Source organism: Nocardioides carbamazepini, from assembly GCF_024614185.1.
GTDB lineage: Bacteria > Actinomycetota > Actinomycetes > Propionibacteriales > Nocardioidaceae > Nocardioides > Nocardioides carbamazepini.
The window spans coordinates 621,684-640,819 of record NZ_JAHTLF010000016.1 but is presented as its reverse complement, the minus strand read 5'-3'; the positions used below and the strand labels follow the sequence as shown (position 1 = coordinate 640,819).

General features: G+C 68.3%; 11 protein-coding genes. 4 read left to right on the top strand and 7 right to left on the bottom strand.

Translation table 11 applies throughout. The annotated features are described in order from the left end of the window. Positions 1-3: 3 nt before the first annotated feature. The 5 genes from KVF89_RS30440 to KVF89_RS15635 form a co-directional block, all read right to left on the bottom strand. The gene (locus tag KVF89_RS30440) at positions 4-2,100 is read right to left on the bottom strand and encodes an adenylate/guanylate cyclase domain-containing protein (RefSeq protein ID WP_257426881.1); all 2,097 of its coding nucleotides are present in this window, start codon (positions 2,098-2,100) and stop codon (positions 4-6) included. Positions 2,101-2,353: 253 nt separating this feature from the next. Then, a complete protein-coding gene (locus KVF89_RS30090) occupies positions 2,354-4,567 on the bottom strand; it encodes a N,N-dimethylformamidase beta subunit family domain-containing protein (protein ID WP_273475505.1) in 2,214 nt (737 codons plus the stop codon). 46 nt (positions 4,568-4,613) lie between these two features. Beyond that, positions 4,614-5,639, bottom strand: coding sequence for an ABC transporter permease (locus KVF89_RS15645; RefSeq protein WP_257426879.1), 1,026 nt, complete (start codon positions 5,637-5,639; stop codon positions 4,614-4,616). Beyond that, positions 5,636-7,177: a sugar ABC transporter ATP-binding protein gene (locus tag KVF89_RS15640; protein WP_257426877.1), complete on the bottom strand. Its 1,542-nt coding sequence runs from the start codon at positions 7,175-7,177 to the stop codon at positions 5,636-5,638. The genes KVF89_RS15645 and KVF89_RS15640 overlap by 4 nt, the downstream gene beginning before the upstream one ends. Continuing rightward, a complete protein-coding gene (locus KVF89_RS15635) occupies positions 7,170-8,159 on the bottom strand; it encodes a sugar ABC transporter substrate-binding protein (protein WP_257426875.1) in 990 nt (329 codons plus the stop codon). The genes KVF89_RS15640 and KVF89_RS15635 overlap by 8 nt, the downstream gene beginning before the upstream one ends. Before the next feature lie 197 nt (positions 8,160-8,356). On the opposite strand from KVF89_RS15635, the gene KVF89_RS15630 reads away from it, so the two are divergent. The 3 genes from KVF89_RS15630 (at position 8,357) to KVF89_RS15620 (ending at position 9,837) form a co-directional block, all read left to right on the top strand. Beyond that, on the top strand, positions 8,357-9,100 hold the full coding sequence (locus tag KVF89_RS15630) for a helix-turn-helix transcriptional regulator (RefSeq protein WP_257426873.1): 744 nt from the start codon (positions 8,357-8,359) through the stop codon (positions 9,098-9,100). 48 nt (positions 9,101-9,148) lie between these two features. Next, on the top strand, positions 9,149-9,505 hold the full coding sequence (locus KVF89_RS15625) for a helix-turn-helix domain-containing protein (protein ID WP_372497923.1): 357 nt from the start codon (positions 9,149-9,151) through the stop codon (positions 9,503-9,505). A gap of 110 nt (positions 9,506-9,615) precedes the next feature. Further along, complete coding sequence (locus tag KVF89_RS15620; RefSeq protein ID WP_257426870.1) at positions 9,616-9,837, top strand: hypothetical protein; 222 nt, start codon at positions 9,616-9,618, stop codon at positions 9,835-9,837. 220 nt (positions 9,838-10,057) lie between these two features. Here the strand turns inward: KVF89_RS15620 and KVF89_RS15615 are convergent, their stop codons facing one another. Together KVF89_RS15615 and KVF89_RS15610 are read right to left on the bottom strand one after the other, a co-directional pair. Beyond that, positions 10,058-10,459, bottom strand: a complete 402-nt coding sequence (locus KVF89_RS15615) for a hypothetical protein (protein ID WP_257426868.1) — start codon at positions 10,457-10,459, stop codon at positions 10,058-10,060. Further along, the gene (locus KVF89_RS15610) at positions 10,456-17,817 is read right to left on the bottom strand and encodes an RHS repeat-associated core domain-containing protein (RefSeq protein ID WP_257426866.1); all 7,362 of its coding nucleotides are present in this window, start codon (positions 17,815-17,817) and stop codon (positions 10,456-10,458) included. The genes KVF89_RS15615 and KVF89_RS15610 overlap by 4 nt, the downstream gene beginning before the upstream one ends. Positions 17,818-18,482: 665 nt before the next feature. Here KVF89_RS15610 and KVF89_RS15605 point away from each other — a divergent pair. Next, positions 18,483-19,118, top strand: a complete 636-nt coding sequence (locus KVF89_RS15605; protein ID WP_257426864.1) for a hypothetical protein — start codon at positions 18,483-18,485, stop codon at positions 19,116-19,118. The last annotated feature ends 18 nt before the right edge of the window (positions 19,119-19,136 follow it).

Here is a 19,136-nt window from a genome sequence, read left to right as displayed (position 1 = left end):
CGGTCAGTCCTTGGTCGGCGTCAACCGCCAGATCTGGGTCGAGCGTCCCGCGACGTCCACCGAGCCCGACTCCTCCAGGGCGGGCGCACCGTTGCCGAGTCGCTCGCGCACCGCGTCGGTGAGGTAGATGCCTGGCTCGCCGGCGATGGACCGGATGCGGTAGGCGAGTCCGACGGCCTCTCCCCAGAGGTTGTAGACCACATCGCCCGCGCCGACGAGCCCGCTCCGCACCGGGCCGCTGTGGATGCCGGCTCGCAGGGCGAGCCGGGCGCCGTGCTGAGCGTTGAAGCGGGTGATCATGGTGGCGACGTCGGTGGCGAAGTCGACCACCCGGCGCGCGTGGTCGACCCGCTCGACCACGAGACCGCACGCCGCGATGTAGCCGGTGCCCAGGCTCCGCACCTTCTCGATGCCTGCCTGCCTGGCTGCGTCGTCGAAGCCGCGTGCCAGGGAGTTGAGCAGATCGAGGGCGTCCTCGGCACGGCGGTCGCCGGCGAACTCGTCGAAACCCTCGATCTCCGTGTAGACCACCGTGACGTTGGGATGTTCGCCCGAGATCGCGGTCTCGCCACTGCGATAGCGACGCGCCACCGGCTCCGGCATCTGGGCCAGCAGCATGCGCTCGTTCTCGGCCTGCTGCGCTTCGAGGAGCTCCTGCTTGGTCAGCAGGCTCGCACTCATGTCGTTGAACGCCATGGCGAGATCGCCGAACTCGTCGCGTGACGACGGAGTGACCTGAGTCCCGAGCTCGCCGCCGGCCACCTTCCGCACGCCGGCGAGCAGGCGGTCCAACGGCGCGGTGAACAGGCGCGCGGCGAGCACCGCGGCGACGCACACCAGCAGGGCGACCGCCGCCATCGCGATCAGGACGTTGCGGGCGAAGCGGTCGACCGGCTCGAACGCCTCGTCCTCGTCCATGGTGGCGACCACGACCCAGTCCAGGCCCTCGATCTCGACCGGACCGTAGGAGGTCAGGGCGTCGTAGCCGAGATAGGTCGACATGACGCGCGTGCCCTCCTTGCCGGTGGCGAGGATCGAGCGGACGTCGGGTGAGGCGGTCTGGATCATGACCGCACTGTCGACGGACACGGCGTGGTCGACCTCGTCCTGGGGAAGTCCGTTCTCCCGCGCGCGTTCGGCGTAGCGGTCCGCGTCCTCGATCAAGGTCCGGGAGTTCGAGCGCAGGAGGCCGTCGGGTCCGACCAGATAGGTCTCGCCGGTCTCACCGAGCCCCAGCACGTCGCCGGCCTCGTCGCGGGGGTTCATCAATCCGTCGAGCACCTCGATCGGCACCTGCGCGACGAGGACGCCGATCAGCTCGTCCTGCGCGTCGACGATGGGCGAGGACACGAAACCGGCGGCCGCGTTGTACGACGGCTGGTACAGCTCCAGGTCACTGACCGCGGTGAAGTCGACCGAGTTGGACCGCATCGCCGCGTCGAAGACCTCCTCGAGGCCGCCGCCGCGGTACTCGCCGCGCTTGATGTTGCTGCCCAGATCGACTCCCTTGTAGGCGGTCCAGACGACATCGCCCTCGTCGTTGAGCAGCATCAGGTCGTCGAGGTCGTACCCGACCACCAGGTCTCTCAGGAGGGGGTGCCACCGGGCGTGTGCGGCCGACCAGGCCGAGCCGTCGCCGGCGTCGTCGACCGCGATCCGCTCGTCCCAGTCGTCGCTGACCGCCGTGTACTCCGCCTGGAGATAGGTCCGCGCGGGTGACGTCGGGATGAAGGACTCCGGTTGCACCACTCCGTGCGAGGTCTCCTGCAGCTGCGGGACGAAGACTCCCTCGTAGTAGTCACGGACCTCCGCCTGTTGAGCGGGCGTCACCGTGACGTCGCGCAGCTGCTCGTACGCCGCGTCGAAGGCCAGCAACGCGTCCACGCCGTAGCCCTTGCTGTCGACCACCACCGTGTTCTTGAGGTCCTCGAGGTAGTCGCTGACCTGACGGGCTCGTTCGATGCGCAGCTCGGTCAGCCGCTCGTACGCCTCGTCCTCGAGGCTCGAGGTGCCCGTGCGGTAGGCGAAGAAGCCGACGACCGCGGCGGCCAGGATGCTCGACAGCAGCATCATCGCGAGCACCTTGGTCTGGATGCTCACGCCTCCGCGCAGCCGCCGGCCGCGGCGTACCTTCAGGGGACCAGGCGTCGGTGGCAGGGACGAGGGTGCGGTCTGCGCCACCGGCGCTCGGCCGTGGGCAGGCTCGGCGGAAGCGGTGTCGCCCGAGCCGCCTGTGAGATTCGGGATGGTGTCAGCCACCGGGGGGTCCTCTCTCGCAGTGGACCGACTCTAGCGAGAAAGGGTCACCACTGGATACGGCCAGGAAGTCCCGGGCGGCGTCGACGGGTCCCGCTCAGTCGTCGTCCGCCCTCCGGTCGACGAAGGCGCGAACCACGTTCTCCGTCATCCGGGACACACCGTTCTCGGTGCCGTTCTCCAGCAGCGCTCCGGACCAGGCGATGGAGCCGGTGCTGAAGACCTCGCCGCCCTCGGGCGTGCGGAAGTAGACGATGTCGGCGTGGACCTCGGGGTCCTGCTCCCCGCCGCCGTGGTCGGGCAGGTTCATCCCGATCTCCTCCAGGACGCGCTGGTAGAAGTTCGAGTGACCGCGCGACGAGGCCAGCACGACCGCGTGTTCGGGGGTGCCGAGGCTGACGTCGGCGCGGTCGATCTCGTCGCCGGCCGCGCCACCCATCACCGCGCCATAGGCGCCGATCGGATCCTCATCGATCCCCTCGAACACCCATGCCCACTGCGGGTCGGCGGCGGCATCGGAACGGTGGTACGGCTCGGAGCGCCCCCACCCCTGCGCGGCGAAGCCGACGCCGGAGAGCACCTGCGGAGCGCGACCGCGGTGCCGCCACAGTCCACCCGGCAGCCCGGTCGACATCAAGGTCAGCTCGCCGGGATAGGACTCCCAGCAGCGGATGCCCGCGTGACCGCGGCGGATCTCGGTGACGAGAGGGGCCGTGCTGAGCACGCCGGTCACCCAGTACCAGCCGTTCCCACCGAGGTAGAGCAGCCCGCCGCCGCCGTCGCGGTAGTCGGTGAGGGCGTCGAGCATCTCCTCGGAGGTGTACTCCGGGTGGGAGCCGGAGATCACCGCCGCGTACGGCGCCAGGTAGGCCGCCCCTCGCTCGTGGACCTCAAGGTCGGTGACGACGTCGCAGGCGATGCCGCGCCGGGCGAGCCACTCGACCAGGTACATGTCGGAGGAGAACGACCGGCCGGCATCGACCAGCCACATCCGGTAGCCGCGGCGCATGTTGACGATCTGCCGGCGCGCGGAGGAGAGCAGGACACCGCTGCCGTCGGGGTGCGTGTCGTACATCGACAAGCCGAAGGAGGCGTCGCCGACGTGAGCCTGGTCCTCGGTCTCGACGACGACCTCCTGGTCGGTCATCGCGGTCGGGTCGAGGCCGTTGAAGAGCGCCTCGTTGGCGTACGCCAGATAGGTGAACGTCGGCAGCACCACGAGCACCTTGTTGCGTGGGTCGTCCGCGCGCGGCACGACGGTGATCGGTACGACGTCGGAGCCGTCCGCGTTCTCGACGACCACTCCGTAGACGCCGCTCTCGAGGTCCTCGGGCAGCGCGGCCGCCAGCACGCAGTCCCAGCCCGCGTCGTTCAGGTCGGTGCTGTGGACGTGCACGGCGGCGTACTCGCCAGGGGCGTCGTTGAAGTCCAGGGCGCGGCCGGTGAACCGGCGGCCGGTGACGCCCCGAGCGGGCCCGTTGACCAGCGTGCCGTGCGGCTGGCGGGCGGCGACGGCCGCCGCGAGGCCGGGGTCCTCGCCGTGCCGGAAGGAGAGGTCCCACGCGGCGATCAGGTCGAGGTCGGACAGCTCGACATCGCCGCTGACGACCGCGGCCGCCTGGTCCGCGCCGACCGCGCCGGCGCAGACGAACGGGTCCTCCACCTTGCCGTTGAAGCCGTCGGCGGCCAGGCCGCGCGCACCGTTCTCCCCGGGGACGACGCCATGGCCACCGCGGGCGCCGACGGTGACCGGGCCGCGCGGCGTGAACGGCCCGAACGCGCCGGCGACCACGACCTCCTCGGTCCGGCCGCGCACGCGGTCGACCGGCGTGACCGTCAGCCGGATCGCGTCCGGCTCCAGGCTGGCGACCACCAGGTGCCAGACGTGGTCGGCCATCCTCGGGCCGGTGGCGAGCACGGTCCCGGCCGCGTCGACGACCGCCGGGCAGCCGTCGCGCAGCTCCAGGGTCGGGCCGTTGGCCAGGGAGACCAGGGCCTGAACGGGGGCGGCGGCGTGGTCGGCGGACCAGACGAAGGCGCCGAGGCTGAGCGCCGAGCTGTCCGTCGGCGCCGTCGGCGCGAGCTCGCCGATCAGGAAGGAGCCGACGCAGGTCTCCTGGGGGGAGGCGTCGTAGGTGCCGGCGGCGGCCCAGGCGACGTCGCTGTCGAGCGTGGTGTCGGCGGCGTCGGAGCTGCGCATCCGGATCAGCCGGACGTCGACCGGTCCGGTGGCGTCGACGTGCAGCCGCAGCTCGCGGCCACGCTCGTAGGACAGGGCGTCGGCGTAGGCGCGGACGGGGAGGGTGGACATGACGGAGCTCCTTCTTGCCGGGGGACGGTGCGGAACGGTTGCGGGGTCAGCCGCGGCGACGCGCGGCGACGGCCACGGCCTCGAGCGCGGCGGCCACGACGAGGACGGCGCCGGTGACCATGCCCGCGACCTCGGGGCCGTAGTTGAGGAGGGTGAGGCCGTTCTTGAGCACGGCGATCAGCCAGACGCCGACGAGGACCCGCCACATGCTGCCGCGGCCACCGGTGAAGGGGATGCCACCCAGCAGCACGGCGGTGAGGACGGTGACCTCGAAGCCGACGCCGAGCGTGCCGGACGGCGCGCTGTCGAGACGGGCGACCTGCAGCAGCGCCGCGAGCCCGACGGCGAGCCCCACCACGGCGTACAGGGCGAGGATCGTGCCCTTGACCCGGATCCCGACCAGGAACGCGGCACGCGCGTTGACGCCGATCGCCTGGATGTGGCGGCCCAGCGGGAGCAGCGCCATCACGGCGACCGCGACGACGCACACGACGATCGCGATCCAGGCGATCCAGGTCAGCCCCAGGAAGCGGCCGATCGCGAAGTCGCCGACGGCGTCGGGGAACCCGAAGACCGAGTCCGGGGCGAGGTACTGGGCCAGCGCGCGCCAGGCGGCGAGGCCGCCGAGGGTCACGACGATCGGCGACATCTCGAGGACACCGATCAGCACGCCGTTGAGGGTGCCGACGGCCAGGCCGACCAGCAGGCCGACGACCAGCCCCGCCACCACGCCGTGGTGCGTGAAGGCCAGGCCGGCACTCACCCCGGCGAGCGCCATCATCGAGCCGACCGAGAGGTCGGCGTAGCCGGCCATGAGCAGCATGGCGGCCGCGGCCGCGACGATGAACACCGCGGCGTTCTGGGTGAGGACCGCGGCGAGGTTGTCGAAGGTCAGGAAGTTGCTGGTCGCGACCGAGAAGTAGGCCATCAGCAGCACGGTCGCGGCCGGCATCACCCAGCTCACGACCACGCTGGTCCGCGCCGTACGACGGCGGCGCGGCGCGGGCTCCGGCTCGGCGACGACCAGGGCGGTGGGGGTGCCGGCAGGGGTGCTGGCGGGCGGGGTCGTCACGAGGCGACGCTCCTCTCGGTGACGGCGGGTTGGGCGAGGGCGACCAGGGCGGACTCCTCGAGGTCGGCCGGCCCGACGTGGGTGACCCGGCCCTCGACCAGGACGACGACGCGGTCGGCGAGGGCCAGCACCTCCTCCGGGTCGCTGGTCGAGAACAGCACGGCCGCCCCGGCGTCGGCGGCCCAGGAGCGGACCAGGGCGTAGAGGTCGTGGCGGGCTCCGATGTCGACGCCCTGGGTCGGCTCGTCGAGGAGCAGCAGCCGGGGGCTCCCCAGCCCGCAGGTCCAGCGGGCCACCGCGATCTTCTGCGCGTTGCCGCCCGAGAAGCCGTCGGCGGGCTGGGCGGCGCGCGGCGGGACGAGGTCGACGGTGTCGACCATCCGGGCGAAGACGTCGTGCTCCCGTCGGCGGCTGCGCAGCGCGGTACGACGCCCCGCGAGCCGGCCGAGGTGGGGCATCAGCATGTTCTCGACGGCGGTCATGGTGCCGAACAGGGCCTGCGCCTTGCGGTCCGAGGGAACGAGGGCGACACCGCTGCGCTGGGCGGCGCGGGGCGAGCCGAGCCGGACCGGCGTGTCGTCGATCCGCACTGCGCCGCCGCGCAGCGACCGCACGCCCGCGAGTGACTCGAGCAGGTCGGTGCGTCCCGAGCCCAGCAGCCCGAAGACGCCGACGACCTCGCCCGCCCGGACGTCCAGGTCGAGCGGACCGGTGAAGCCCGAGCAGGCGCCGTCCAGACGCAGCACCACGTCGGACCCGAGCGCGGCCCGCTTCCGTTCGCGATCGGTCGCGGCGTCGGGTGAGATGCCCTCGACCAGGCCGGCGAGGGTGAGCTCGGATCGCGGCCGCGTCCAGTGCACCCGGCCGTCACGCAGGACCGTCGCACGGTCCGCGACCTCCAGGACCTCACCGAGCAGGTGGGTGACGTAGACGACGGCGATCCCGCGCGTGGCGAGCCGCCGCACGAGTGCCAGCAGCGCCGCCACCTCGTGCGCGCCGAGGGCAGCCGTCGGCTCGTCGAGGATCAGCACACGTGGGTCGAGCCGGACGGCGCGGGCGATCTCGACCATCTGCTGGGCACCGACGCTCAGGCCGCCGACGGGCGCGCGCGGATCGAGGTCGAGCCCGAGCTCGGCCAGCACCTCGCCGGCCTCGCGCTCCTGACGGCGCCGATCGACCGTGCCTCCGGGACGTCGCAGCTCGCGTCCCAGGAAGATGTTGTCGGCGACCGACAGCGGCCCGATCAGCTGGAAGTGCTGATAGATGATGGCGATGCCGGCGTCGAACGCGCGGCGCGGGGTGAAGCCGTCGTAGGACCTCTCCCCGATCCGGATGTCCGCTCGGTCGGGGTGGACGGCTCCGCTGAGACAGCCCAGGAGCGTGGACTTGCCCGCCCCGTTGGCACCGAGCAGTGCGTGCACCTCACCGAAGCCGAAGACGAGGTCGATGCCCTTGAGCACGCGGTTCTCGTCGTACGACTTGTGAAGGTTCGCGATCGTCAGGCCGGATCGGGCCGGCTCGCCGGGAACGTCAGCCATGGAGCTGGCTGAGCAGCTCGTCGATCGTGGCCTCGTCGCCCGTCTTCGCCAGGACGGCCGGGGTGAGGGAGCTGGTCTCCCCCTCGCCGGTGATCGCGGCGACGGAGTTGTCCACGATGTCCTGGGCGAGTGACTGCACCTCGAGTGCGGCCGTCGTGCGGAAGGCACCGTCACCAGGGTCCTTGATGTTCTCCAGCGCCTCGGGCGCGCCGTCGGAACCGGCGATGTAGACCTCGTCCGCGCTGAGACCGGCGTTCTGGAAGGCCTTCTGGGCTCCGAGCGCGGCGTCGTCGTTGAGGCCGATGAACACCCGCAGGTCAGGGTTCTCGCGCAGTGCGTCCTCGGCGATCTGGAGGCCGCAGGTCTGGTCGGCACAGTCCTGCATCGAGACGACCGGTACGTCGAGCTCCTCGAGAGCCGCCTCCGGCTTCTCCCAGCGACCGGTGATCGTGGTCAGCGCCTTGAGGGTGGTGACCGCGGCCGAGATGCCGCCGTCGGGGTAGTGCTCCTCGATCCAGGCGGACATGTCGTCGGCGATGATGGCCCCGGCCTGCTCGCTGTCGAACCCGACGCCGCCGTCCTCACCCTCCATCGGCGTGGCGTAGGTGAGCCACGCGGTGCCCTGCTCCTGCGCCTGGCTCTGCAGGTTGGCGAAGGCGGACGGGTCGACGGGGAACAGCAAGATGGCGTCCACCTTCTGGGTGATCCAGCCCTCGACCGTCGTCCGCTGGCTCTCGAGGTTGCTGGCCGTGGTGTTGTCGAGAAGGAACGTGATGCAGCCCTTCTCCTCGGCGTAGTCGGCGGCCATCCGCTTGATCGCCTTCGGCGCCGCGGCCTCGCCGACCGGGTGGCTGAAGCCGATCGTGTACGACGTCTCGCAGCCGGCCAGCGCCTCGTCCTGCTGGCTGCAGGCGGTCAGTCCCGCCCCGGCGGCGAGAAGGCCGGTCGCGACGGCGATCCGGTGGGAGGAAGTGCGGCGCATGGTTTCTCCTCGTGTCCCGTGGCCCCGAGTTCGAAGCCCGTGAGCCGGACGTTAGGAGACCTGATGAGCCGCCGGTATCGGTAGATCGACGTAATTGGACTCAGGAGTGGTCCTTTTGCCGCGCCGCCCGGCCAGCGCCCCGAAGGCGCACCTGGACAGCAACACGGTCGAAACAATGGACCCTTACACTGGGTGACGTGCATCACACGAGCTTCGACGATCTCCTGGAGCTGGCATCGGCCAGCTCGACCGGAGACAAATGCCGTCGACTCGGGGAGAACATGCTGCGGAGCACCCAGGCCTCCGCCATCGGGTTGATGGCGGTCTCGGCCGAGGACGGCTCCCATCGGGAGATGCTCAACCTCGAGTACCCGCCGGAGACCGCCCGGCACCACACGACCGCCCGCTACACGCGGCACTGCGACGCCCTCAAGTTCGTCTTCCGGCGACCGGAGACCCTCCACTGCTGGGAGGACATTCCCCGGTTCCGGGAGAGCTACGAGGCGCAGTCGGTGTACGGCCCGGCCGGATTCCGCAACGGGACGTCGATCGTCCTGCAGTCACCGGCGGGACTCGACGTCGCGCTCCTGCACGTCAGCGTGCGGGACCCGCTGATCGATGCCGAGACCAAGGCGGCCCTGGTCGCCGCCCGGCCGGTGCTGACCGAGTGGGCCGTGACGTTGGCCCGCTTCGACGCCGCCCGGCTCAGCGCGCGGGAGGGCCAGGTGCTGGCCCTGATCCGCGACGGCCTGTCGAACGCCCAGATCGCCGAGGAGCTCGTCCTCGCACCGCGCACGGTGACCACCCACGTCGAGAGCATCCTGCGCAAGCTGTCGGCGAGCAACCGCACCGAGGCCGCCGTGCTGGCGGAGCGTTGCGGGCTCCTCCGGTCGAGCACCGAGGAGCGGCCCGGACACGGGCGCAACGTGGGACGCAAGTGATGCCTGGCGCAAGTTCTGAAACGGTTGACGCTCTGAAGTCGTGGCTGTGTGGCGAACCACCCGGCGGCAGCGCTCCCGCTTCGTGATGGCAACAGAGATGCCTTGGAGGGATGGCTTCGATCGCGGACGGTCGGCGCGGGTCTGGCCACGCGTGTGCGGATGATCCTGCTGGCAGCAGCCGACGGCGTGCCGAACTCCGAGTTCGCCGAGCGGGTCGGGGCTGGTCGCACGACGGTGATCCGATGGCGTGATCGTTACGAAGCCCGTGGCTTGGCCGGCCTCGATGACCGTGAGCGTTCGGGCCGGCCTCGTGAGCTGGACCATCGGGCGATCGTGGCCGAGACGTTGAAGCCTCCGCCGAAGAGGCTCCGGGTGACGCGCTGGCCCTCGCCGCTGCTCGGGTAGCGGTTGAGGATCTCCAACACCTCGGTGGCTCGTGCTTGGCGGGCTTACGGCGTGAAGCCGTGGAAGGCGGAGTCGTTCCGGTTCTCCACCGACCCGAGCTGGTGGGGAAGGTGAGCGATATCCGCGGGCTCTACCTGGGCACCAACGATGACATCCCCAGCAACGCGATCGTGCTCAGCGTCGATGAGAAGTCTCAGATCCAGACGCTGGACCGCACGGTGCCGATCCTGCCGATACAGGAGGGCACGATCGAGCGGCGGTCACACGACTACTACCGCGCCGGGGCACCACCACGCTGTTCGCCGCCCGGGAGATCAAGACCGGAAAGGTGACCGCAGCGCTGAAGCCGAAACACTGCCACGAGGAGTTCCTCGCGTTCCTGCGCCAGATCGATGCACCTACCGCAACGCCGTCAACGAGACGACTGCGGAGCCGGGGCAGGATCGATCTTCTTCGCATGCTGTTCATCCTTCCGGACTCAACAGCAGCGGCATCAAACCGGGGCGGTTCAAGGTGCGTTTGTGCAGCGTAACGACCGCTTCAGGCAGCTGATCACTGGCTGATCACGTGCTCGACGATGATTCGAATCTCAGTCAGTGAGTCAGCAACTCCTTGTCTGACGGCAAACGCCTCGGCTTGGTCGACGGCGTCGACGAGGAGTCGCAACAGCACCGCGCGCTCGTCCTCCTCCGAAAAAGGGGGGACGGCGGCTTGGACTATCAACTGAGCGCGGCGTCGGTTGAAACGACCAGTTCGGACGCCGCTCCAGTCAACAGAGGCCAACCTTCCGCCGACATGGAACTCGATACTGAGGCGAAGAGGGCTGTCGGTTGCGGCTTGCGCGTGTTCGACCTGACGGGAAAGCTCCCCGATCGCACGGGCCCAGTTCAGGCTCTTGCTGTCAGAATCGCCAAGTACCCCGCCGACGGCAATTGACGGCTGTGGCGAGCTCAACAGCCATCTCCTGCCCAGGGCTCGTGGTTGTCGGGGCCTGGGTCATTCTCGACCAGCCACCGCTCAAGATTCGACATATGCAGGCGGCTGCCGGACGTCATGGGCACCATGATGTCGGAACCCAGATCCGCAGTGCCGTACCGGCCCCGTAGGTTGCTCGTGATTCCCCACTTCTTGAACTCACCAGCGTTGGACAGCCGACGATACAGCCACGTTCGAGCATCGCTGGCAAGTGCGTTGCCGTGAGTCGACGAAGACGGGGACGCGTTGGATCTCGCGGAGTTTGGGTTGGTGCTGAAACGTCCGTCGGGGCCGCGGAGGGCGTTGTTGTAGCCCCCGGTGTTGGCGGCGTTGCCTTCGTCGGATGGGTCGGGGCATTCCGCAGGACCGGATCGTGTGGGCGGTGTGGGTGGGTTGTTGCCTCCGCTGGCTCCGGCGAGTTGGCGGTCGGGTGCTGTGGGGATGGCGGGCAGGCTTGATTGGGTGGGTGAGGCGGGGCAGACGACGCCGACGGCGGCGCCGCTGCAGGTTGCTTGTGCGGGGTCGGTGCGGGCCGGTGGTTGGGGGCCGGAGACGGTGGGGCTGCCGCGGGCCGGGATGGCGTTGGTCAGGTCGATGAGCGGCTGGGACTTGGTGAAGACCTGGACCTGTGGTGAGCCGGTGGTGGTCTGGCTCTTGGTGGTGCCGTCGGTGTAGGTGGTGACGGTGGTGGTCTTGGTGATCGTTGTCGTCTTCGTCTGGACATAGAGGCTGGTGCCGTCCGACCAGTTGCTCTTCGCTGTCTTCGACGTGCTGGCCGAGGAGCTGGTCACGGATTGCGCGGTCACCTGGGGGGCGGCTGTCGCCGGTGGGGAGATCTGCACGTCGGGGAGGTTCTGTGGTTGGCTCAGTTGCCAGGCGAGGTAGGCGATTCCCGCGACTGCGGCGACGGTCGCTGTTGCCGCGACGACGGTCGCGGCGGTGGCGCCGAGCCCGATGAGGCGGGTGCCCCAGGTGACAGCTGGGGTGCCTGCGAGCCTGGCCCCGGCGGTTGCGACGTCATCGACACCGCCCGCGATGAGGCGCCCGATGTCCCCGAGGGTGCTGCCGTTGATGAAGTTCGGTACTGCCCAGGTGCCGGCGGGGTCATAGGAGCTGGTCGGGTTGCCGTCGCCGTAGCCGTAGGAGTTCGCAGATGCCGCGGAGGTGATCGGGGGCGGGTTCTGATCGGGGGAGATGAAGCGGCCCATGGCGGGGTCGTACCAGCGGCTGTCGGCTCGCGTGCGGCCGGTCGTGGGGTCGCGGTAGGAACCTTGCCAGCCCACGGGGCCTGCCTGTCCACTGGACGCGCGCTTCTCTCCTAAGGCGCCATAGCTCGTGGTGCTTGTCAGCTGGGCGTTGGCTATCGAGTAGGAGCCGATGACGTCTCGATGGGGCGAGGTGAGCAGTCCCATGGTGGGGTTGGTGGCTTCGTCGGTGCCCTTTCGTTGGACACGGGGCGTGCCGCCCGGGGTTCGCCCCACGATCCACTGGGTGGAGCCTTGACCGATCACGGTCGGTTCCCGGTCGAGCATCTGGTAGGAGAAGTGGTCGATCCCGTTGGTCCCCGAGTGCCGGAACGCCTGGGTCAGCCGGCCGAGGGCGTCGTACTGATAGGCAACGGAGCCGTCTTGGACGAGCTGTCCGAAGGCATCGAACCGGGTGTCGGACGAGGTGGACTCTTCGTCGTCAAGCACCGTGGTCTGTCGCAGCGTTCCGTCAGCGTCGTAGGCGTAGCTGCGCTCGTATGATGAACTGTTCCATTGGGTCAGGCGGTTGCGGGTGTCGTAGCTGAAGTCATGACTCGGGCCGTAGCTCTTGATAGCGGGATCACCGCTCCATGGCTTCGTCGTGGTGCGGTTGCCGGCGGGGTCCCAGATGTAGTCCTGGCCGGTGGTCCTACTCGCGTCGACGCTGCCGTCTGGGTTGACGGTGTTGGAGATGTCGTGGACCGAGATCAGCCGATCTGCCGCGTCGTAGACGTAGCGGAAGTCGCTTGCGGAGCTGCGGAGCCCACGGAATGCGACCCGACTGAGAAGGTTGTCGTTGGCGTCCCAGGTGTAGCGGATCTCGCCGACGCCGGTGTCTGCGCCGTCCGACAGTGACTGCGCTCGGAGCCTGCCGAGTGAGTCGTAGCTGATGGTCTCCACAGCGGTTGGGAACACGTCCGGCGAGGTCGATCTGACGGATCTCTTCTGCATGACGCGGCCGGCGGCGTCGTAGATCCAGCGTTGGGTGACGCCCGATGACACGTCGGTCGTCGAGGCAAGCAAGGCCCCGCTGTAGGTGTAGGTGGTCTTGAGGTCGGCGCCGGTGACCTCGGTCGATGTCGTGCGATTGAGGCTGTCGTAGGTCGCTCGAGCGAGCGTGGGCTTGAACTCCGGGTCTTCGTCGTCGGTGTAGAAGGCCTTGATCGGATTGCCGCGTAGGTCGCGCGTGTACTCGATCGCCTCCGTGCCGGGGCGGCTGACGGCAATGATGCGGTTCGCGCCGTCGTATCTGAGGAGTCGCTCCGAGGTGGTCGCGCCGCGGACACCGGCCTGGTTGATCAGATTGCCCCGCTTGTCGTAGGTGCTGGTGACCGAGACACCGCCGGGTACCGTCTCCTCGATGGGCAGTCCGCGCCGGTCGTAGGCGTAGGTGTAGGACCGGTCGGCCTCGGACACGTGCGGTCCCGCGGCCGGCAGGAGGACCGAGGTGGGAAGCGATCTCGAGTCGTAGCGGGTGAGGGTCGTGTTGCCGTTGGCGTCGGTGACTTGGGTCCGGTTGCCGACGGCGTCGTAGCCGAAGGAGGTCGTCGGTCGCACCACTGTGTTCCCGGCACCGGAGCCGGTGTCGACCTCGGGCTCGATAGTGCGCCGTAGCTGATTGCGAGCATCCCATTCGAAGGCCGTCTGGTTCCCGCGGGCGTCGGTCTCCGCGAGTGCATTGCCCGCCGCGTCGTAGGACCACTCGGTCTTCTGAGCGTTGCCGGTTGCTACCGATCGTCGAGTGATTGACGCGCGGCGGCCCGCGAGGTCGTAGTCGTGGACCTGGACGATGGACTCGGGTGCCGGACTTCGCTCCTCAACGAGCCGGCCGGCCAGGTCCCACTTGAAGGTCGTCGTGCCGAGTCCGGTCACCGTACGTGTTGCCGGCCGGTCGGCAGCGTCATAGGTCAAGGTCTCCGTGACGCCGGTCCCCGTGACCCTCGTCGTCAGACGATTGCCGAAGTCGTCGAAGGTTCTGACGGTCTCGATGTCCTGGGCCGTCGGCACACCTACCGATTCGGTCGCGGTCTGGCGGACCTGGTTGCCGAGCGTGTCGTACTCGTAGGCGGTGCGGAGCCCGACTGGATCGACGTGGTAGACGAGCCGGCCGGCGTCGTCATAAGCGTAGCGGTCGGTCGGTGCATACGCATCGACCAGCGGCGTCTGCTGTTGCGTGACCTGCACGACCTGGTCCAAGGCGTCATAGGTGAACGTGACCGTGTTGCCTTCGGGATCGGTCTCAACAGTGACGTTGCCGTTCGCGTCGTACTGATAGCTCGTGACCGCGAGGGCGCTCGAACTGTCCGCCGTGGAGTCGTCGGCGAAGACGACCTCGCGCAGCAACTCCCCGCGCGCTCCGCGCTCGTATACCGTCATGCCGCCATCTGCTCGCCGCTCAGCCCGGGGCTGGCCGAAGACGTCGTAGGCGATCAGGGTCTGAGACTGGTCGTCAATCTGGTGGTCGACCGATGCGCCGTCGAATGTCGCGGCTTGAGGGAGCCGCACCGTGGTCGGTCGCCCCCACTTGTCGAAGGCGAAACGAGAGGTGTGCGGCTCACTCGGGGCTCCCTCGACGGTGCCGCGCGGGTCGGTGACGGCACGGAGCCGCCCATCGCCGCCGACCGTGTAGGCGGTCGTGAGATCTACCGCTCCGTTCTCGATCGTGCTGTGGCGCAGTCGGCCATCAGGTCGGTACGTCAGCCGCTCGGACTCGCGGCGGGTGCCGTCGTCGATCGACCGCTCGGTGAGATCGCCTTGAGGGTCGTAGGTGTATTGCGTCGTGTAGTTCAGCCCGTTCGGGTTGGTCGTAGTCCTGACGTCGACGATCTGCCTGGTCATGCGATCGGCGTCGTCGTAGCTCATCGTGATCGTCCGGGTCGAGCCGTTGTCGGCTGTCCTCTTGTCTGAGGCCACGTTGCCGGCGTCATCGTAGGAGTACTCGTGGGCCGTGATGAACGTCGATGTGTCTCTCAGGCGACGCTCGCGTCGAACACGGTCATCCTGGGTCCAGTCATAGAGCGTCCGGCCACCTGCACCGTCTCGTACGTCGATGAGACGTCCGCCGGCGTCGTAGGCCATCGAACGAAGGACGATCGTGCGTTCGGCGCCGGCTGGTTGCACCCATTGCGGATTGACGTAGCCGACCAGTTGCTCCTCCTTGAGCTCGCCGCGCGGCCAATAGCTGAGGCGTCGGTGGTTGTTGTTCGCGTCCCAGGCATCCGTGACCTGCCCGAAGCCGTTGTAGGCCTGACGACTGAGGACGGTCCCGCCCTGGGAAACCTCGCTGACGCGATTGCGTACGTCATAGGCGTACTCCGTCGTGCGCGTCGGCGGTGTCGCTGCCTCCGACTCGATGTCGGTCTCGACCTTGGACGCCAACGTCCCGGTGGGGTTGTAGGCATACGTTGCGCGGTATCTGGCTTGGGCGCCGGTGATGGGATCAGCCACCGGACTCCAGGTCTCTGAGGTCACCTGCCCGATCGAGTTGTAGGTGTAGTCGATCGTCTTTCCGCCGGGATTCTCCGGCGAGGACTCGGTGACCTTCTGCGCGCGGCCGAAGTCATCCCTCCATGTGTCCGTCCGAAGCCCGGTGGGCGTGGTGACGCGGGTGACATCTCCGAATCGGTTGTACTCGTACTCGGTCCGTCGACTGCCCGGCTGAGTTATCGCGGAGATCAGGGAGCAGGGTTGGGTCTCGCCGGGACCGGCCGTCGGGTCGTTCACCACCGCGGGAGCGAACCCGCCTTCGTCATCGAGGCAGGTGTACTCATAGGTGGTCGTGGCGGTGTCGTCATCGCCGACTGCCTCCGTCTTGGTGGCCAGAAAGCCCGTGGAATCGTCGCGATAGGAGTACACGACGTCCTTAGACGCCTGGTTGCGCACGCGCAGAAGGTTGCCGACCAGCGGATCGGTCGGGCGATAGACATCCGGCCGGTAGTGCAGGTACTCAGTCGCACGAACCTCGTTGTCGCGGTAGACCCGCACGACATTGACCGCACCGGTGACCCCGTCATAGCCGAACTCCGTCGGGTTCGAGTTCTTGTCGATCTCCGCCGTCAACTGACCGAACACGTTGTAGACGTACGAGGTCCGCTCGGTGAACGGCTGCGATGTCGACTTCGCACCGTTGACGATGTTGTCGGTGTCCTCGAGGATCGCGCCCGTCCGGTTGAAGGAGACCCGCCTAGTCAAGCGCTCACCCAGAATGGTGACCTGCCTGGCGACCGCGAACACGTCACCGACCGGCACACCAGGAATCGTGGCGTGGGTGTAGATCGACTGGGCACCATCAGGCTGCTCGATGGAGGAGACCTGCCGTCCGTTGTACGCGATGGTGATGTCGTCGGTTCCGACCGCGTCGATCTCGACGATCTCCAGCCCGTCGTCCGCCACAGGGACGTAGGTGTAGTTGTAGGTTAGACACGGCCATGAGGTTCTGGGGTCGCAGACCCGGTGCAGACGGTTCAGCGTCTTGTAGCTGAAGGTCCACGCGATGCCGGTTCCGTTGGGGCCCGACGACATGCCGGTGACCAACTGGCCAGTCCAGGAGAGGTAGATCCGGCGACCGGAGGTGCCCTCCTCGATGCTGGTCGGAATGCCACCAGCGTTGCGGTTGATCTTGATCACGTCGTCGTAGCCGGATCGGATGTACTGCAGCCCGCCGCTTTGAGGATCGAACTTGTAGGTGGTCTTTCCGAACGTGATCTGGCGATCGTCGGCGAAGATGCGTCGGTTCAGCGGCTCACCGAAGCCTCCGGCCCAGGTGCCGTCGGGATTGCGCGCGTACTTCTTGACCGCGCCGTCCGGGAATCTGACCTCGAACGATCGTCCGTCGGACGAAGGCGTCCATCGGGCGTCGAGCATCGAAGTCCAGCCGTACCCGAAAGCCCCGACCTCGTGACTGGCACTGTTGTAGGTGCGCGGAACGGCCAAGGTCTGTCGCGCGCCCGCGATCTCGAGGTCGACCGCCCGGTGGACGTAGTTGCCGACGAAGAGCCCGACTCCGTTGTCGTCGACTTGAGAAGGGTCTGAGCCTAGATGAGCGCCAACGGGCTGGGGCACGCTTGCCACGAAATCCAGCATCTGGCTGGGGTAGTCAATGACTGGACCGCCGTGGCCGTCCTGGATGCGAAAGTAGGCGATGTAGTTCTTGTTCCAATACACGTGTCCGTCTGGAACGGTCCAGTTCACCGCTCCGCCACTGTTGTCCGGCATGGCGAGCCAACCCGAATTGACGCAACTGTCGGCGACATCCTTCCGGCAGACCCCGATCATAACGGCGGCGGAGACCGACGGGTCCTTCTGTGTGTAGACGGAAAAACTGGGTGCCTGTGTATCGAAGGTGACGTTGGTGAACTGTGGATTCGAGAACCACCCAATCGGTGGGACATGCGCGACGTTAATGATGTACGCCGTCGATGCGGGCACCGGGCTGTCGAGCTGGCTGAACCACTTCGACGGAATCGGTGACATCCGATAAAGGTCGAACACGTACTTGTAGGACCCGGACTGCCGTGGCAACAACACAACGCTCACCGATATGGCAGAATTTGAGTACACATTCACGTCGATGGTCGTCATCGCATTGACGAACTGCACCACGTTCCCAGCACTGTCATAGACGTGATACCCCAGCGCCACCTGGCCGGCCGCCCACGCCGTAGTGCCGACGTTCTTGACCATGACATTGACTCGGCCAGCCTGGAACGGCGTTGGGAACGCCCAACTGCTACCGACCGTGTACTCGGCGCACCAGGCGAACCCGGTGCACAGTGGCGCCGCCGACGCTGCCCTCGACCGAGCCTGCGGGTCGACCGCAGATGACGGATCGGCCAGCGGAGCGGGGTCGGCGTCGGCTTCCCCGAAGCGTGCTTCGAACTCAGGAGCGCCTGGCTCGAGCACTGTGAAGTCGTTGCCGTCGACGGCCTCTCTGACCTCGACATCCGCCTTTTTCGCTTTCCGAAGGGCACGAGGCTCCTCCAGAGGTCGGGGACGCTGTTCCTCCATCCCCTCCCTCAGTTCATTCGCCCGACGCACCGACTGCGCATCGAGCCGAGGACGGTCGACCTTGGCGCCGGTCGGAGCACTCAACGAGTCAGCGTCGATCGGCGCGGGCGAAGGGGGCTTCCGCCGGTCAACTGAGAGCTGACCCAATGCCGACCCTTGCTCCGCGCCCGGCCCCGGTCCACCAGCCGCTTGGATCGCCTCCGAGCCCGGAGCCGCCGCGAGAAGCACAGAGATCGCAAGAACTGCCGCGACGACTCGCACAGCGACGCGCGGCCCTCTCGCCGAGCCTGTCAACCACATGGGAACTCGCATAGGCGCATTGAACGCGCCCGACTTCTGACCCCTTGCCGAATTTCCCAGCCGTTCACCGTCTCGACGTCGAGCCGATGGCTGGGCTGCGGACACCCGCAAGAATCTGGACGACTCAGGCCTACGCACGGTCGTGACCATCGCTGCTTACTACGAGACCCGCCGGTACTCGCGGTGCTGTGATCGACATGAACCCCGGCGGACCAGCCTCCGCAAGCAGGTCAGTGCGCGTGAGGTCCCGGCATGCACCGCGACTCGTCCTCCCGGAGCGATGCGCCACTCTGGCGGCACACCGTTCTCAACGCCGTGTCCACCGAATCGCCACGCTTGGAGCGTTGCTCAATGCCTGGCCCAGACGGGTCCCGTACGCTGGGCACTTCGCCGTCGTTCGTTGTCGCCGTCCACATGACACCGACCGCGTGGGGGGAGTTGGCTGATTCGTGCACCGTTCGTCTGATCTCGATGACGACAGCCGCGAGGTGATCGCCCAGTTGCGGCGCGTGGTCGCGGCAAGCGGTTTGACGCAGTCGCAGTTCGCCTTCGCCGTAGGATCTCGTCCGGGTCGCTTCTCCGAGTGGCTGTCCGGCACGGTGCAACCCGTCGCCCGCGCGTACGTGCGGTGTCTGCGGTTGGGCCAGGCGTTGGCCGCGGTTGCGGAACGCAACCTCCTGTCGACCCCGACGGCTGCGCTGGCCATCCGCAAGAGCGTCCGGCGTGGCGAGATCGAGCACGCATGGGCCACCGTTCTGGCGGCACGCGCGCAACTACGGGCCGCGATGCAGGCCGACGACACGGTGACTCTCGACGCCTGGAACGCGGCACCGGTGCCGACGGACAGCCTCGAGTGGGACACGCTGCTCGCCGCCGTTGTCGGTCACGAGTTCGAGCGGGCCGGACGCGCTGCTCCGACGTGGTGTGCCGTGGACCCGCTGCCTCGGTCCTGGCGGCCGCTGCCGCCGCAGGTCGGGCAGCAGCGGGGGCCCGAGTCCACCCCGGCCTGGCTGCGTCGCCTCCGGATCCGGATCCCGGAGGCCGATCTCGCCGAGCCCGCGTGTCCCGACCGCCGACGGGCCTGAGTGCCACGGCCCAGACGA

Coding starts and splice junctions, on each gene's coding strand:
- KVF89_RS30090 (WP_273475505.1), bottom strand. CDS start 4,567: ATGTCCACCCTCCCCGTCCGCGCCTACGCCGACGCCCTGTCCTACGAG.
- KVF89_RS15640 (WP_257426877.1), bottom strand. CDS start 7,177: ATGGCTGACGTTCCCGGCGAGCCGGCCCGATCCGGCCTGACGATCGCG.
- KVF89_RS15635 (WP_257426875.1), bottom strand. CDS start 8,159: ATGCGCCGCACTTCCTCCCACCGGATCGCCGTCGCGACCGGCCTTCTC.